Annotated in this window: 14 protein-coding genes and 1 pseudogene (1 of these 15 only partly in view); 10 read left to right on the top strand and 5 right to left on the bottom strand. The window is 38.5% G+C overall.

All coding sequences use genetic code 11. The features are described 5' to 3' along the window. The 3 genes from rpoC to rpsG form a co-directional block, all read left to right on the top strand. Positions 1–2283 carry the 3' portion of a DNA-directed RNA polymerase subunit beta' gene (rpoC, locus tag BW942_RS18940; protein ID WP_002968773.1) on the top strand. It extends 1932 nt beyond the left edge of the window, so only the last 2283 of its 4215 coding nucleotides appear in the window; its start codon lies beyond the left edge, outside the window; it ends in the stop codon at positions 2281–2283. 397 nt (positions 2284–2680) lie between these two features. Beyond that, the gene (rpsL, locus tag BW942_RS18935) at positions 2681–3055 is read left to right on the top strand and encodes a 30S ribosomal protein S12 (protein ID WP_001142358.1); all 375 of its coding nucleotides are present in this window, start codon (positions 2681–2683) and stop codon (positions 3053–3055) included. Positions 3056–3073: 18 nt separating this feature from the next. Continuing rightward, positions 3074–3547: a 30S ribosomal protein S7 gene (rpsG, locus tag BW942_RS18930; protein ID WP_000091209.1), complete on the top strand. Its 474-nt coding sequence runs from the start codon at positions 3074–3076 to the stop codon at positions 3545–3547. A 116-nt stretch (positions 3548–3663) separates the two neighbouring features. On the opposite strand, the pseudogene BW942_RS22175 reads toward rpsG, so the two are convergent. Continuing rightward, a pseudogene (locus BW942_RS22175) lies at positions 3664–3937 on the bottom strand (hypothetical protein); the annotation flags it as partial. A 557-nt stretch (positions 3938–4494) separates the two neighbouring features. Continuing rightward, the gene (locus tag BW942_RS18915) at positions 4495–4707 is read right to left on the bottom strand and encodes a hypothetical protein (protein WP_000979161.1); all 213 of its coding nucleotides are present in this window, start codon (positions 4705–4707) and stop codon (positions 4495–4497) included. 66 nt (positions 4708–4773) lie between these two features. On the opposite strand from BW942_RS18915, the gene BW942_RS21900 reads away from it, so the two are divergent. Then, positions 4774–4872 carry a hypothetical protein gene (locus BW942_RS21900; RefSeq protein WP_016689679.1) on the top strand — a complete coding sequence of 33 codons (99 nt, stop codon included), beginning with the start codon at positions 4774–4776 and terminating at the stop codon, positions 4870–4872. Positions 4873–5466: 594 nt separating this feature from the next. On the opposite strand, the gene thiL is transcribed toward BW942_RS21900, so the two are convergent. After that, positions 5467–6390 (bottom strand): thiamine-phosphate kinase, encoded by a 924-nt coding sequence (gene thiL, locus BW942_RS18905; protein WP_000662272.1) that lies wholly within the window; start codon positions 6388–6390, stop codon positions 5467–5469. Between the two features lie 41 nt (positions 6391–6431). On the opposite strand from thiL, the gene BW942_RS18900 reads away from it, so the two are divergent. The 6 genes from BW942_RS18900 to mpl17 all read left to right on the top strand — a co-directional run bounded on the left by BW942_RS18900 (position 6432) and on the right by mpl17 (position 13091). Further along, on the top strand, positions 6432–7061 hold the full coding sequence (locus tag BW942_RS18900) for a YceI family protein (protein ID WP_000821257.1): 630 nt from the start codon (positions 6432–6434) through the stop codon (positions 7059–7061). 986 nt (positions 7062–8047) lie between these two features. After that, entirely contained in the window at positions 8048–8497 is a 450-nt protein-coding gene (gene rplM, locus BW942_RS18895) for a 50S ribosomal protein L13 (protein ID WP_000115097.1), read from the top strand. 10 nt (positions 8498–8507) lie between these two features. After that, a complete protein-coding gene (gene rpsI, locus BW942_RS18890; RefSeq protein WP_001966744.1) occupies positions 8508–8906 on the top strand; it encodes a 30S ribosomal protein S9 in 399 nt (132 codons plus the stop codon). A gap of 83 nt (positions 8907–8989) precedes the next feature. Beyond that, a complete protein-coding gene (alaS, locus tag BW942_RS18885; protein WP_000802930.1) occupies positions 8990–11923 on the top strand; it encodes an alanine--tRNA ligase in 2934 nt (977 codons plus the stop codon). Then, the gene (locus BW942_RS18880) at positions 11920–12411 is read left to right on the top strand and encodes a YajQ family cyclic di-GMP-binding protein (RefSeq protein ID WP_001283275.1); all 492 of its coding nucleotides are present in this window, start codon (positions 11920–11922) and stop codon (positions 12409–12411) included. Before alaS ends, BW942_RS18880 begins: the two co-directional genes overlap by 4 nt. Positions 12412–12701: 290 nt before the next feature. Beyond that, on the top strand, positions 12702–13091 hold the full coding sequence (gene mpl17 / locus BW942_RS18875) for a cell surface protein MPL17 (RefSeq protein WP_000735123.1): 390 nt from the start codon (positions 12702–12704) through the stop codon (positions 13089–13091). 962 nt (positions 13092–14053) lie between these two features. On the opposite strand, the gene BW942_RS18870 is transcribed toward mpl17, so the two are convergent. Together BW942_RS18870 and BW942_RS18865 are read right to left on the bottom strand one after the other, a co-directional pair. Continuing rightward, positions 14054–14488 carry a lipoprotein gene (locus BW942_RS18870; protein ID WP_000836305.1) on the bottom strand — a complete coding sequence of 145 codons (435 nt, stop codon included), beginning with the start codon at positions 14486–14488 and terminating at the stop codon, positions 14054–14056. After that, the gene (locus BW942_RS18865) at positions 14485–15267 is read right to left on the bottom strand and encodes a hypothetical protein (protein WP_000087417.1); all 783 of its coding nucleotides are present in this window, start codon (positions 15265–15267) and stop codon (positions 14485–14487) included. Before BW942_RS18865 ends, BW942_RS18870 begins: the two co-directional genes overlap by 4 nt. Positions 15268–15270 lie beyond the last annotated feature (3 nt).

The raw sequence follows: 15270 nt of genomic DNA, 5'->3' as shown, positions 1-15270 counted from the left end.
AAAGGGATCATTACAAACGAAGAACGTCGTAAAAAGGTAATCGAGATCTGGACAAAAACGAACGATCTCATCACCGAGTCTATGTTCAAGGAACTCGAAAAAGACAAAGGCGGATTCAACCCCGTGTTTATTATGGCGGCTTCCGGTGCGAGAGGATCGAAACAACAAATTCGCCAGCTCGCGGGAATGCGCGGTCTGATGGCGAAACCTTCCGGTGAAATCATTGAGCTTGCAATTCGTTCGAACTTCCGCGAAGGACTTTCGGTTCTTGAATTCTTTATCTCTACTCACGGTGCGAGAAAAGGTCTCGCGGATACTGCGTTAAAAACTGCGGATGCAGGTTACTTAACTCGTCGTCTTGTGGATATTTCTCAGGACGTGATTATCTCCGAAGATGATTGTGGAACGGAAGAATCTATTTCTCTTGGCGTCGTAAAAGAAGGGGAGAACGTGATCGTTTCCTTGAACGACCGCGTGTTCGGACGTTATACCGCGGAAGACGTGATCGATCCAGTGACCGACCAAGTCGTATATCCGAGAAACACTTTGATCACGAGAGAAGTCGGGCAAAAAGTAGAAAACCTAGGTTATGATAAGATCCGAGTTCGTTCTCCTCTGACTTGCGAATCGAAACAAGGTGTTTGTATCCGTTGTTATGGTATGGACATGGCGAGACTGATCCCTGCGGAAATCGGGGAAGCGGTCGGAACGATTGCGGCTCAGTCCATTGGCCAGCCTGGAACTCAGTTGACGATGAGAACGTTCCACATTGGTGGTGCGGCGTCCGCAAAAGTTCAAGAAAAAGAACACAAGGTTTCTTACACGGGTATCGTAAACAATATCAATGGACGTTTGATTACAAATGAAAAATCACAGAGTGTGTTCTCTCGTCGTGGTTCGATTGTAATTCAAAGATTGATCCAGCAATACAAAACCGAAGAACTTTCCAACTTACGCGTTGAAAACGGACAGAAAGTGGACAAGGGAGAGTTGGTGGCGACTTCTCCGGCTGGGGAAAACATCACTTCTGAAATGCCGGGAACTATTCATATCGAGAATGGTCTCTTCCGCATCTTGGGAGAAGAGGCTGTAATTCCAGTAAAAACCGGAACGATCGTAAACGTAAAAGTAAACGACATCACTCAACCGAACCAGCCTCTCGCCGAGTTTGACCCTTATAACGAAGTGGGTATTTCCGAAATCGACGGAACCGTTCAGTGGATGGATCTCGAGATCGGTAAGAACGTCAGAAGAGATGAAGATTTAAGAACTTCTAATATTCTTCTGAAAGTGATCGAACAAAGAAGGGAAAAACTCAATCCGAGGATCGCTGTTATATCTGGTGGTTCCAGAGAAGAATATTCAGTTCCAGTGGACGCAATCATTTCCGTTCAAGACGGAGACAAGGTGAAAGCTGGAGACATTCTCTTTAAGATTCCTACGGTCGCTGAAAAAACTCGGGATATTACTGGCGGTCTTCCAAGAGTTGATGAACTTTTTGAAGCAAGAAGACCGAAAGACGCGACCACTCTCGCCGAAACTGACGGTAAGATTGAAATCAGCGGTGAGATCGTTAAAGAAAAACGAGTTCTTTATATCCATCCAGACAATCCGGATCTGGAAAAAGTGAAAGTTACAATTCCGATTGGTAAACAGATTCGGGTTCGTAACGGAGACTTTGTCAAGAGAGGAGACCAGATCGACGACGGTAATCTTGATCCTCACGACATTCTCAGAGTAAAAGGTGTTACCGCACTTCAAGTGTATCTCGTTCAGGAAGTCCAAGAGGTTTATAGGTTGCAAGGGGTTCATATCAACGATAAACACATCGAAGTTGTGGTTCGTCAGATGCTTAGAAAAGTTCTGATTACTGATTCGGGAGATACTAGTTTCGTAAACCAACAGCAAATTGATAGACTCGTGTTCAATGAAGAGAATAAGAGAGTAATCGCGGAAGGTGGTTCTCCTGCGGAATCGGTTCCGATTCTTCTTGGATTGACAAAGGCTTCTTTGAACACGGAATCCTTCTTCTCGGCGGCTTCCTTCCAGGAAACCACCAAGGTTCTTACGGATGCGGCGATCAAAGGTAAGACTGATAACTTGATGGGTCTCAAAGAGAACGTCATCATCGGTCATATGATTCCTGCTGGAACTGGAACGAAGAAGTATAAGGATATTGCTGTATTCAAATCTGCTTATGGAGATTTGGATCGTCCTTTGGAGGAAGAAGAGGAAGAGGAAATTCCTCAAGCGATTGCTGAGGAATCAGACGCGGAAGAATAGTTATGTTTGCTTCTTAAAAAGGCGTACGTATTAGAAAACATAAATTGTATGTTTAAAATGTGTTTCGTTCCCGCGAAACTTTTTGTGAATATGAAGTCGTTTCAAAAATGTTCTGCTTTGTCTTCAAATATGAAGACGAACCCTTAATTCATTTTTGAGATGACTTTTGAATAAGAATTTTCTCTTTCAAAACCAATTGAAATAGAGAATTAGAAAGAAAGACCATTTTTTGAGTAAACTTTCTTAAGAAAGTAGAGTTGAAAGGTTCGATTTAGAATAATAAAACAGTAGAGATTGGCTCTGTCTGTGAAAGAATGATCGTCATTCACTTTACAAATTGAAAATGCTTGAAGATTTGGTAAAAACGATCTGAAATTTTTTTAGAGAAGGATAATTCATGCCAACAATCAGTCAATTGATTCGCCACGGCAGGCAAAAGCAGAAGAAAAGAACAAAATCTCCTGCGTTAAAAAGCTCTCCTCAGAGAAGAGGAGTTTGTACAAGAGTAATGACATTTACTCCTAAAAAACCGAACTCTGCTTTGAGAAAAGTAGCAAGAGTTCGTTTGACTACAGGAATTGAAGTTACGGCATACATTCCGGGGGAAGGACATAACCTTCAGGAACACAACGTGGTTCTGATTCGTGGTGGAAGGGTAAAAGACCTTCCGGGGGTTCGTTATCATATCATTCGTGGAACTCTCGACACCTTGGGTGTGGATAAGAGAAGAAACGGTCGCTCCAAATACGGTGCGAAACGTCCAAAGGCATAATCGGGAGAATTTAAATCGATGTCTAGAAGAAGAGGAAAAGTTGAACCCCGGAAAATTACTCCGGATCCAGTTTACAACGACGTGCAAGTTGCGAAGTTTATCAATTGCCTAATGTTAAGTGGCAAAAAATCCGTAGCTGAGCAATTATTCTATGATGCGTTAGAAATCATCCAGAAAAAAACAGGTAACGACCCTTATACTACTTTTCGTGAAGCATTAGAAAATGCTAAACCACAAGTGGAAGTAAAATCTAGAAGAGTGGGTGGGGTTACTTATCAAGTTCCTGTCGAAGTTCGTCCTGAAAGAAGACTTGCTCTTGGAATTCGTTGGTTGATCCGCTATTCTAGAGACAGAAACGAAAAAGGAATGGCTGCAAAATTAGCCGCCGAATTTATCGAAGCGCAAAAGGGTACTGGTTCGGCTATTAAGAAGAAAGAAGATATTCGGAAAATGGCGGAAGCGAACAAAGCGTTTAGCCACTATCGCTGGTAAAAAAGAGTTTTATAGGCTTCGGCAATCGAAGTCGATTTCAGATCATAAAGGAGAGGTTTCCTCTCCTTTTTTATTTTAACAGATTAAATGTGTATTCGTTGTTTCTACTCGGAAATTTATTTTAAAGAACCGACAATCGTAGGCACGTGGAAAATCAGATTTTTTCTGGTGGAATTCGTTAAGTTATCGTCCCCCACTCGTTGCGTTCGGTCTGTCGCCTGGACTCAACTGCGGAGAATATACGTCGTTTGCATCCCAGAACAAAACGTTATCGATCGAGACTTCGAATAACATTCTGCCCGCGCCTTTGGACGAATCGAATGGTACGACCAAAACATATGCATCCGTCTCAGCAAGTCTATTCGCGATCGCGGGCAATTGGAATGTGAGTGGATTGCCATCCACAAAGGCACCGGCGGTGGATTGTAGAATTGATCCGGCTTGGTGATATAATCATCAAAACCAGTCATAAAAAACCCGGTAGTGGAATCGATCAGGGCTTACAGTTTGGACTAAACGCCATTTCCGACATATTGAACATACTGATATAGATGTAGCAGGAGACGTTAACCAGGATTCTGGGCATCCTTTGGAAAAGCCTACATCGCCTCTGCGTACGTTTCCCACTCGAATTCCGTTATGGATCATATTGTTTAAGAAAAAACTGGTATATCGATGAGAATTGTCAGGTGTTTGATCGGGGTTTAGGTAATATAAGAGAGAATGTGCGATGATTCCGATTCGATCGTAATTTTTTAAATCGGATTATGCAGGTCTAGATTTGTAAACGCACCCTCTCCTCCTGTGAGTCCACCGGCATCATCGTACTACAAGGTCCGTATTCTCCTCCACCATGAAGCAGATGCCAGTTTGCATTTTCAAGTGTTTCCGTTCCGACTGCCGGCCGCCGTTTGCTACGGATTTATAAGCTACCATTTGGCATACTTCTATATCCGTTGCAGCAGGAGTGATAAAATGATCCGTAAAACCGTCTTCAGCCCCGTCTCCGTAATTGAGAGGGTTTTCCCCGCTAAATCGACCAAAAGGCCGGCCCCAGAGGATTGAATTCTAGATTGTCTTGAGTTTGCGATTCGTGCAGCGGCTAAAGAATTGGCGCTGGAAAGTTTGAATTCTGCCTTATTTCTGTCTATAAGCATCATAGTAAGTAAAAGATTCGTATTATCGTCGCTATCCTTTTTGCAATGAATCAGAATAAAATCGAAAGTATGACGGTGGAAAGAATCGAAAATATCTTTCTCAGTCCGTTTTTTGTATATGGTTTCATCGTAACCTCCAATGAAATCTCGAAATTAATATGGGTTTGAAAAAAATGGACTGAGAAAGGATTAAGGGAAAAAATGTTAAGATTCTTTTAAAAATTGAGAGTTTGTAAATAAAACAAGCGATAGATATTTTAAAATTAAAACGGTTCAGGATTTTATCCTAAAATCTTAGATTCGTGTGTTCCTACAATTTTAGAATTTATCTGTAAAATCTCAGGTTTGTGGTAGTTCCCACAATTGATTTTATAAACAAATTTTTGATAATCGGTAAAAGTTTGGACTTCCCATTCAAATGGTAGCAGTGAACAAGTTGTGGATTCAAAAAGTCTAAAATTTTTAGGAGTTCCTACGTTTTAGATAGAAGTAGAGTAAAAGGAATGGTTTTCGCAACGTAAGTTCTGCGTGAGAACATTAAAAAAGTTTTCGAATGTGTGAGTTTCCACTCAGTGCTGCCAAGTTTCTCTTACGAAAAAATAACTTTCAGAAAATAAAAATTATTACACTGAGCCTACATTCAATCGGAGTTTTCAATTGGGTCGTTGATCTATTAAGGGTTTAGTTGTATTTTCCTTTTTTCCAAAAACAATTTTCAACTTTTACCCTCTCTTTAGCCCAAGCTCATGTTATTTTAAAAACTCAAAAATGTTCAAACCCTAGATGCTCAAAGGTTTTTTCTGAGTTTCCTTGGAAAAACTTCACACCTTTCCAATCCGATGTTGTATTTCCGATTTTGGTCAAGGATGTTTCGCATAATGTTTTTGGTAGTTCAACCGGACTTAAAAAGATAAGTTCTAGCTCTTCGCCGGAAGATAGGACTTCGCCTAAACTTAAGTAGGTGAGAATATTAGAAAGGATTGGAATTTTTTCCAGATCGATTTTTAGTCCAAGATTTGAAGAAGATGCTAACTTTGGAAGATCCAATAAAAGTCCGTCGGTTAGATCCATACAACAGGAAACGGGAGAATTTTTTGAAAGTTCTTTTGAAACTTTCAATCGTGCTTTAGGTGTGAGGTGCCTTTCCAAAGCTAGACTTCGAAGTGGTTCCGGAATATCTAGACCCTCCTTCAATATTTTATATCCAAGCAAAGAAAGACCAACTGAACCTGTGAGATAAAGAAAGTCTCCATCTTTTCCACCGGAACGTTTCCAAGGTTTGGTAGTTACACCGATCAAGGTAAGAGTTAGATTGAGAGAAGAAGAACGATACGTGTCTCCACCACAAAGTTCTATGTTATAGGAAGATAGAGATTCTTGTAATGAAATAGAGAAAGGAAGGATCCATTCTTCTTTAGAACACTGTGTACTAAGACCGAGGTTTAAAAAAGCTTTGGTAGGAATTCCACCTCCTGCAGCTATATCGGAGACGTTTACTTCCACGAGTTTTTGAGCGATTTCTTTAGGACCACTCCACTCGATTCTAAAATGTGTCCCTTCGCAGATCGTATCGGTTGTGTAGATCCGACCTTCTTCGTCCAGATAACAGTCGTCAGTCTGAACGATTCCAGGTGGATAAAGGATACGAATGACTTCCGATTCTTTCAAAATTAAATTTTCCTTCAAAAATCTTGACTTTCTTCGTTTTCAAGTCAGTCTGAGAGACTATGAAACGAATCATTCTATTCTATTGTTTGACCTTACTTCCTTTTGTCGCTGGATTTTCTCAAGAGACTGACAAAAACAAAACCTGCGTCTACTCTTATGATCACGGAAATACAAAGTTTGGTTGGAAAGCGTTTAAGTTTACAGAAAAAACCGGGGTTGGTGGTTCTTTCGATAAAATCGAAGTAGTAGGAACTACGACCGGAAATTCTTTTGAAAATACCTTCAAAGGAATGAAATTTACTATTGATCCAAATACTGTCAATTCAGGGAATAATGATCGAGATGCAAAGATCAAGTCTGCATTTTTCTATCCAATGAAAAAGAACGGAAAAATAGAAGGAAAGGTAATTTCTGTAGAGTTAAGTTCCGACAAAACTTCCGGGAAAGGAATTATAGGACTTACGTTGAACGGTGTTACAAAAAAAATCGACTTAAATTTCACTCTACAAAATGGAATTCAATTAGACGCGAAAACAAATTTAAATTTGGGAGATTTTAAAGCTCTTTCTGCTCTAGATTCTCTGAACAAAGTTTGTATGGATCTGCATAAAGGAAAAGATGGGGCTTCCAAACTTTGGCCAGAAGTTGAGCTTACCATTTCTACAAAGCTCAAATTAGATTGTAAATGATAAGTCTTTTGCAAAGAATTTGTGTTTGTTGGAATCTTTATTAAAGAGTTTATTCTACTCAAAACTATATAATGGGGTGTCTAAATTTCTACTGATAAACGAAGATTTGTCTTAGAATTTATGATACTTTATTAGAGTTGTTGAAAATTCCGTAAACGAAAATTAGCAAAACTGCTTCAATTGTCCATTTTAATACAACGGAAGCAGATGGAGAATTAGTTTTTCAACAACTCTAATGAAAACGTTTAACAAAAAATAAATGAAGGTTCCAACGTTCTGCGGCTAAAACAAAAACGAGATGTTTAAAATCTTTTCTAAAATTTCTAATTACATTCGAAGTAATTCTATTGTTATAGATTTAGGGCGTGTCTCAAAACCTCAAAAAATTAATTTTACACGATCATTCTTTAGAAATTTTTAATAAAATACAGTTAGTTCCTACAAATTAAGTTGCATTTGGCAATTTGTGAACCTTTCGAGTAGTTCTAATGTAGTTAAATTTTTGTGGTAGTTCCCACAGTTTATGTTACATTGTTAATATAACGTAAACCCGATTCATTTTATAAAACCTGATTTTTCCGTAAAAATTAAATGTGGGAACTACCACGTTTTCAATTTTGGATTCACGAATTTATTTTCTTAAATAACATGAGTTCGGCGACAGAAAACCACTCTGATCTTATAATCTGTGTTAGTTCCCACAGATGAAGCACTGTGCGATTTTGAAATGCATTTCTCTGTGAAATATTGTAGTAACTCACACTTTCGGTTTTATCTACAAATCAACTCGAGGCACAAAGATTTTAGTTTGTTCTTTTTAAGATAAGTTTTTCAAATTTACTTATGTCGAGCTCGCATTGAATTAAACGACCTTCGAAATTAGAACCAAATACAATGTGTAAAATCTATTCTTCCAGATGCTCTGGTTCTTTTTTCTTGACTTTGGGGATTAAAACGAAATTCTGGCCTCTACAGGACGATTTTTCATGTCAGTATTATCAAAAGTACATAAAACTCCTTCTCTTACAAAAGAAAACGCCGTAAAAGGTTGGTTTGTAGTAGATGCGGAAGGAAAAACTCTAGGAAGACTCGCTTCCGGAATTGCCGCAAGACTTCGCGGAAAACACAAAGCAACTTTTACTCCCAACCAAGATTGTGGGGACAATATCATCGTTATCAATGCTTCCAAAGTAAAAGTAACTGGTAATAAAGAAACTCAAAAGAAATATTATCACCACTCTCGTTATCCGGGCGGGATGACGGAAACAGTTTTCAAGGACTTAATTGCAAAACAACCTGAAAAGGTGATCTACGAGGCCGTAAAAGGAATGCTTCCTAAGAGTAAACTCGGAGATAAAATGCTCACCCATTGTAAAATATTTTCGGGTGCTGAACACAATCTGCAGGCTCAAAAACCTGTGAAACTTGACATTTAGGAGATCAGATATGGCACCTGCAAAAGAAATCTGGGCAGTAGGAAGAAGAAAAACTTCTGTTGCACGCGCAAAAATTAAAGAAGGTTCCGGTAAGATTACCGTAAACCACAAAGATATCAAAGATTATCTTCAAAATCGAAAAGCAATTATTGAAGAGGCGATCCGCCCACTTTCTCTTTTAAATGTTCAAGATAAATATGATCTCAATCTGAACGTAACCGGAGGAGGAACTACGGGACAAGTCGGAGCAATTCGTCATGCTCTTGCAAGAGCGATCTGCAGAATTAAACCGGAATTCCGGCCTGCGGTGAAAAAAGAAGGATTTTTAACCAGAGATCCAAGAATGGTCGAAAGAAAGAAATACGGTCTACACAAAGCGAGAAGAGGAACTCAGTTTTCCAAACGTTAAGTTTCTTTTTCATTTCGTTTTTATAAAATGCCTGAATCTCTTTCGTCCGAGAGTTTCAGGCATTTTTTGATTTTAGAGGCACTATGAAACCAAAATCCGTATCGGAAATCCGAGAAATCTTTTTAAATTATTTTAAAGACAAATCGCATAACGTTGTTCCGTCCTCGTCTCTTCTGCCTGCTGGAGATCCGACCTTGCTTTTTACCACGGCGGGAATGGTTCAGTTCAAACCTCTTTTTACAGGTGCAGTAGAACTTCCGTATACGAGGGCGACTTCCTGTCAGAAATGTTTACGAACTACTGACTTAGAAGTGGTCGGAAAAACGGAACGTCATTGCACCTTTTTCGAAATGCTCGGGAACTTTAGTTTTGGAAATTATTTCAAAGAAGAAGCGATTGAGTATGCTCTGGATTGTTCCGTCAATCATTTTGGTTTTGATAAGAATAAGATTTGGGTCACTGTTTACACAGACGATGACGAAGCCGAAAAAATTTGGTTGTCTAAAGGAATTCCAAAGGAGCGCATAACGCGTCTTGGAAAAAAAGATAACTTCTGGGGGCCCGCCGGGGATAGTGGCGCTTGTGGACCTTGTTCGGAACTTTATTTAGATCGTGGAATTGAAAAAGGTGGTCCCAATTGTGCGACTAGCGGAACCTGTAAACCGGGTTGTGACTGCGATCGTTTTTTAGAATTTTGGAATATAGTTTTTAATCAATTCAACCAGGATACGGAAGGAAATCTTCATCCTCTGAAACAAACCGGAATTGACACTGGTTCCGGTTTGGAAAGAGTCGCTCTTCTGCTGCAAGAGGTGGATTCCGTTTACGATACGAATGAACTTCGTAAAATCATTTCCTTTTACGAAGAATTGTCTGGTATTTCCTACGAAGACAAGACGTTATCCGAAATATCAGAGAAAAAAAATAACAATCAGCAAATTTCATCACAAGTTCGAAACGAAACAAAATCAATTCAAGATAGCAGGAAAACCGCGTTTAGAGTGGTGACCGATCATATTCGTTCGGTTTTGTTTTCGATCGGAGATGGAATATATCCAGACAGAACCGGAAGAGGTTACGTTATTCGTCGTTTGATTCGCCGTGCAACTCTTTTCGGTAGGAAATTAAATTTTAAAGAGCCGTTTCTTTACAAACTTGTAGATAAAGTGATCGAAATCTATAAGGCGCGTTATCCGGAATTGCAGAGAAATGCCGCAGCGATCACAAAGACGATTCTAGTCGAAGAAGAACTTTTCTTAAAAACTTTGGAACTCGGTCTCGAAAAGATAGAGTCTCTCGTGCAAAAAACGAAAGCCGGAGGTAAAACGATTTTCTCCGGGGCGGATGCATTTTTACTTTATGGAACTTACGGTTTTCCCGCCGAGATGACCGAAGAGATTGTGGCCGAACAAGGACTGGACTTCGATAAAAAAGGTTTTCAGGAAGAACTTGAAAAGGACAGACAATTTTCCCGTGAGTCCTGGAAGGTTAATAAGGTTTCCCTAATGACCGGTTTGAATGTGGATAAAACCGAATTTTTAGGATATTCTTCTGTATCAGGAAAAGGGAATATTACACATTTATTTTATAATTCTCCAAAAAGTTCGAACTCTTTGTCACAAGTGGATTCAAAGTTGCAAAGTTCCACCCCGGCAGGAACGGGTTCTTATGATAGTAAACAAGTCTCTTCTTTAAAAGAAGGTCAAGCAGGTGCTATCGTTTTGAATAAAACTCCTTTTTATCCAGAAGGAGGAGGTCAGGTAGGTGATATTGGTTTTCTTCGCCAGGGAAAAAACGTATTCAAAGTTTTTGATACTCAAAAAGAGAATGATAGTATCATTCATTTTGGAGAAGTCTTAAGTGGAGAATTTATCGTTTCTCAAGAACTCGAAGCGGAAGTGGAAATAACCCGGAGAGAAAGACTTAAATTTCATCATTCAGGAACTCACCTTTTAAATGGGGCTCTTCGAACCCTTTTAGGCGATCACGTTTTACAAAAAGGTTCGATCGTTTCTCCCGAATATCTTCGTTTTGATTTTTCTCATCCTTCCTCTTTGACTTCGGAAGAAATTCGTCAAATCGAATCTTGGGTGAACGAGTCGATTCGTAAAAACTTTCCCGTTGAAACCAAAGAACTTTCCATCGAAGACGCTAAAAAAACTGGGGCCGTTGCAACCTTTGGAGAAAAATACGGTGAACGAGTACGAGTTGTTCAGATGGGGGACGCATCTATAGAATTTTGTGGTGGAACACATGTTAGTCGCACTGGAGAGATCGGATATTTTTTTATTAAAAAAGAATCTTCTCCCGGAGCTGGGAATCGCCGTATTGAAGGTGTGTGTGGTCCTGCTGTAATTGAAACGTTCCAAAACCGTTTTTCTGAACTCACCGAATCCGTACAGAACTTAAATTTAAAAATCAAATCGGAGTTAGGCGAAGAAGGAACCAAAATTCTAATCCTTTCTTTCATACCCGGACCCGATGAAATCCGGGAAAAGCTCGAGAAGGAAGGCGCTTCTGCTGTTTCGTTTTTTCGAGATCTTTCCGAGAACATTGCTACAAAAATAGAAGAAAACACTTCTTCCTTTTTAAAAATAAAAAAGAATTTAGCCGAAAGAGATTTCGAAAACAATACTTCTGTAATTGAAAATGTTTTGGCTTCCTCCGTGGATACAGGGATTGGAAAAATTGTCTCAGCAATCTTTGAAGATAAGGATCCGAATTCTTTAAAAGGTCTTTCCGATAATTTAAAAGTCAGAGAAAAAAATCTTCTTGTTATTTTAGGAAGTAGAAACTCGGAGAATGCAAGTATTGTGATTACTTGTTCCTCTGAACTGACTTTGAAGGGTATTCACTGTGGTAATCTTATCAAAACCGCCTGTGAATTGTTAGGTGGAAAGGGCGGAGGTCGACCGGATATGGCGCAAGGCGGTGGTAAAGAAAAACAAAATCTCGAATCCGCGATTGCAGGTGTAATCAACGAAGCAAAACAAATTCTAACCGGAGAAAGAGTATGAGTGATCCTTCCTTTGACGTTGTATCCGAGATCAGTAGACCTGAGTTGACCAACGCGGTGACTCAGGCTCTTGGGGAAATTAAAAATCGTTTTGATTTTAAAGGTTCTAAGTCGGACATTCAACTTGAAGACGAACAGCTCGTCTTGACCTCGGATAACGAAGCGAAACTGGAAAGTGTGATTGACGTTCTTGTTTCTAAGATGGCAAAACGTGGTTTAGGTCTGAAAAATTTCGATTTTAAATCTAAAATTGAACCTGCTACCGGTGGAACCGTTCGTATGAAAGTTAAAATCCGTAAAGGAATGGAAAAAGAACAGACTAAAGAAGTCACTCGTATCGTTAAAGAATCCAAACTGAAAGTAAACGCTACGATTATGGGTGAATGTGTTCGAATTACTGGTAAAAAAAAGGACGACCTTCAAGAAGTAATTCATCTTTTGAAAAATTCGGATCTTCCTTTTGACGTTCAATTTACAAACTACAAATAATGGGAACGTTCGGTAGAAGTTTATCGTAATGGAGAATCTGGATTTACATTGTTATCTTCTGTTAGCTCTGGTAAAATCGTATCAGCTCTGTTAGATGGATTTTCAGTAGAGATTGATTCTATCTTTACGAAGGTTATAGATTCGAATCGTTGACATTTTTTACAAATACGTTTAAGAATGCCGGAAATTCTTAGATTGATCTTTTTGTTATAAACTTACATTTACTACTAATTCCTAAAATGAAGAATTCTTTTCATAAACAAAACCGCAAGGAATCCTGTCAAAATAGTATGAAAAAGTTATTACTCGTTTGTGTTTTAGTATGTTTTGTTGGGGTTTTTGCCGAAGAAGAAAGTCCCGTAAGGTTCAAACTGGAAAAAAGTTTTGGTAATGCGTATATTTTAAAAATTATTCATCCGGCTAACTTCGGTGTTCAAAAGGACGCTCCTCATAAAATAATTTTAAATCCTAGGAACGGAGTAAAGGTTGAAAAAGCGGATCTGAAAGTAAAAGGAAAAATTTCAGAAAAGAAAAAAGAATATTTTGCCTCGGTGGATCCGATTTCTCTTGTTGTGACTGGTAAAGGAGAATTGGAGATTCAAGGAAAGATTTACTACTGTAACTTTGATAAAAATATCTGCATTCCAGGTAAGATTCAGCAAGTAGAGATCATTCAATAATTTTCGGAAATCGTTTCTAACTTCAAAAGATTTTTGAATTGGAGATGTTTTTTTTAAAATTCGAGTTTGTCTATAAGTATTTTATATTTTTTTAATTTACTAGTTTAATCTAATTTTGCAGACAAATTCTATATTTTGAGATAGACTCATATCTTTTTGATGATGGTTTCAATGTAAATAACGTAAGTTCGACGTAAGGAACCATGGTTCATTTTTCTAAAAAAGTTGTGTTTTGATTCCTAAAATGTGGGAACTCCTGCAAATTACGATTTTACGAATAAATTCTAAAAGTATGAGTTCCAACATTTTTGTGAAACTACTCATTCCTATCAAATCGAGTCTTAAATGTTCACAACAAGCGCCGTTTTATGTGAGCTCGATAGAATCCAATACAAAATGATTGAAACGTAGAAAAACTCAGCAGAACGTTCTCTCAAACTAAAGCCGTCTCGCTTCTTGAACTCAAATCTCGCTCCCGACGGGTTGCGAGATAGGTCGCGTTTTATAATAAATTGAATTCAAGAAAAGATTTTGTTTTCAAGCAACTCTCAATTTGTTAATCGGAGCGAAAGCGTGGTCCGACGCCGCCGAATTCGTCCCAATTTTCTTACACAGAATTTACATTATTGATACGTAACGATTAGATTAGGCGCTCTATTATATAGTTCTAGGATAATGCATAGAGTTGTTGAAAAAATTTGCTTCCGCTTCTTTGATTAAATCAAATGGATAAAACCGTTTTGTTACTACTCGGATGTATGAAAATAATTATCCTAAGCTTGTTTCAAAAATTAGAATATACAATTTTTTTAAACGGCCAAAAATTTCGGATTAGACTCAATTTTTAAGGGCTTGCATATTTCTGTAAAATTGACGGTTAGTTTTGGGGACCATTTTTATACGTTCGAGTAGTAAAAATAGATTTAGATTTTTTAAAAACTTTATTTAAAATAAAATGGAGACTAACGTTTCAAACTTGTTTTTAAACCAGGAGACGAAATCTGAAATAAAAAGTAAATTTTTCCTTGGATCGGACCGGAAGATTTTATGATTTGCCCTTTAGATTCTACTAACTCTTTGAGAACCGATTTATCAGAAGGACGAAACTTGTCTCCTTTTTCTGCAATGAGAAGATTAAGAGCCCTTTTACGAGCCAGATCTTGGGCTCCATCCGCGTTTCCTTCTAAAGAAGAAACTACTACTTGGAACGTATCCGCGTTTAGAAAACCCTCGGTAGCTTTGATAAATTCATCACCTGAACTTTCGTTGGATTCTTCCATTACCGTAGTAGTTTTTTTAGGACGTTCGTTTTCTATTTCAGTAGAAGGAGAGGACGAACAGTGATAGATGGATAGTAACAACGTTGTTACTATTAAAAATAGTTGAATCGATTTCATGGCGCCTCCGATACTTCTTCTTTGGAAATAGGTTTTAATCCCTTTCGTATAACGTTTGCATACAAATCTTGCTGAATATTTCTATAAATGAAAGTACAATTCGTGGCGTCTGTATAGTCTTCTCTAAAAAGAAACATAGAGTTTAAAAACCAAGCGAACGCACCTCTATATACCAGAACGTCTTGGGCTAATTGTTTTTCTTTTTCTTTGTTTTTTTCAGCTGCTTTTGGATCTGGAGTAGAAGTTGCAGTATTTGTAGCCGTGGTGGTTTGATTGGTACTTTGATTTGGGTTTGTGGTCGGATTGGCTCCCGTACTACCGGATACGGCGATACTTCCAGGAACGGCAGAAGAAGCGGCTGTAGTAGTTGTAATTTGACCCGGAAGAGCGGGGGGTAAACTGCTCGTTAAATCGGGAGGTAATGGCCCACTAAAAATGAGTTCGTTCCCACGAATTTCTTTGAGTAGAATTGAAACCGCCATTTCATCCCGTTTTGTCTCTGCAATTTTTCTACATTGATTTCTTAGCTCTTTGATTCCCATGTCCTTGGTAGGAAGAGGAACCTTGACTAGGATTTGAAAAAATTCCCTGGAGATAAAACCTGTATCTTTTATATTTTCAAGAACCTTTTGTCTATATTCTGGGTCTGCGGGAACACAAACAGAATGAAAAGTTAAAACTGAAATCGACAAAAATAAAAAATAAATTCGCCGCATAAGACAAACGTATTTGAATCCATCGGAAAAGGAAGCAGGATTTTCCGGGAACTTTCTGGACACCAG

The organism is Leptospira interrogans, assembly GCF_900156205.1.
In the GTDB taxonomy this organism is placed as follows: Bacteria; Spirochaetota; Leptospiria; order Leptospirales; family Leptospiraceae; genus Leptospira; species Leptospira interrogans.
The sequence above is the reverse complement of the archived record's forward strand: the minus strand, read 5'-3'. Positions and strand labels throughout refer to the sequence as shown.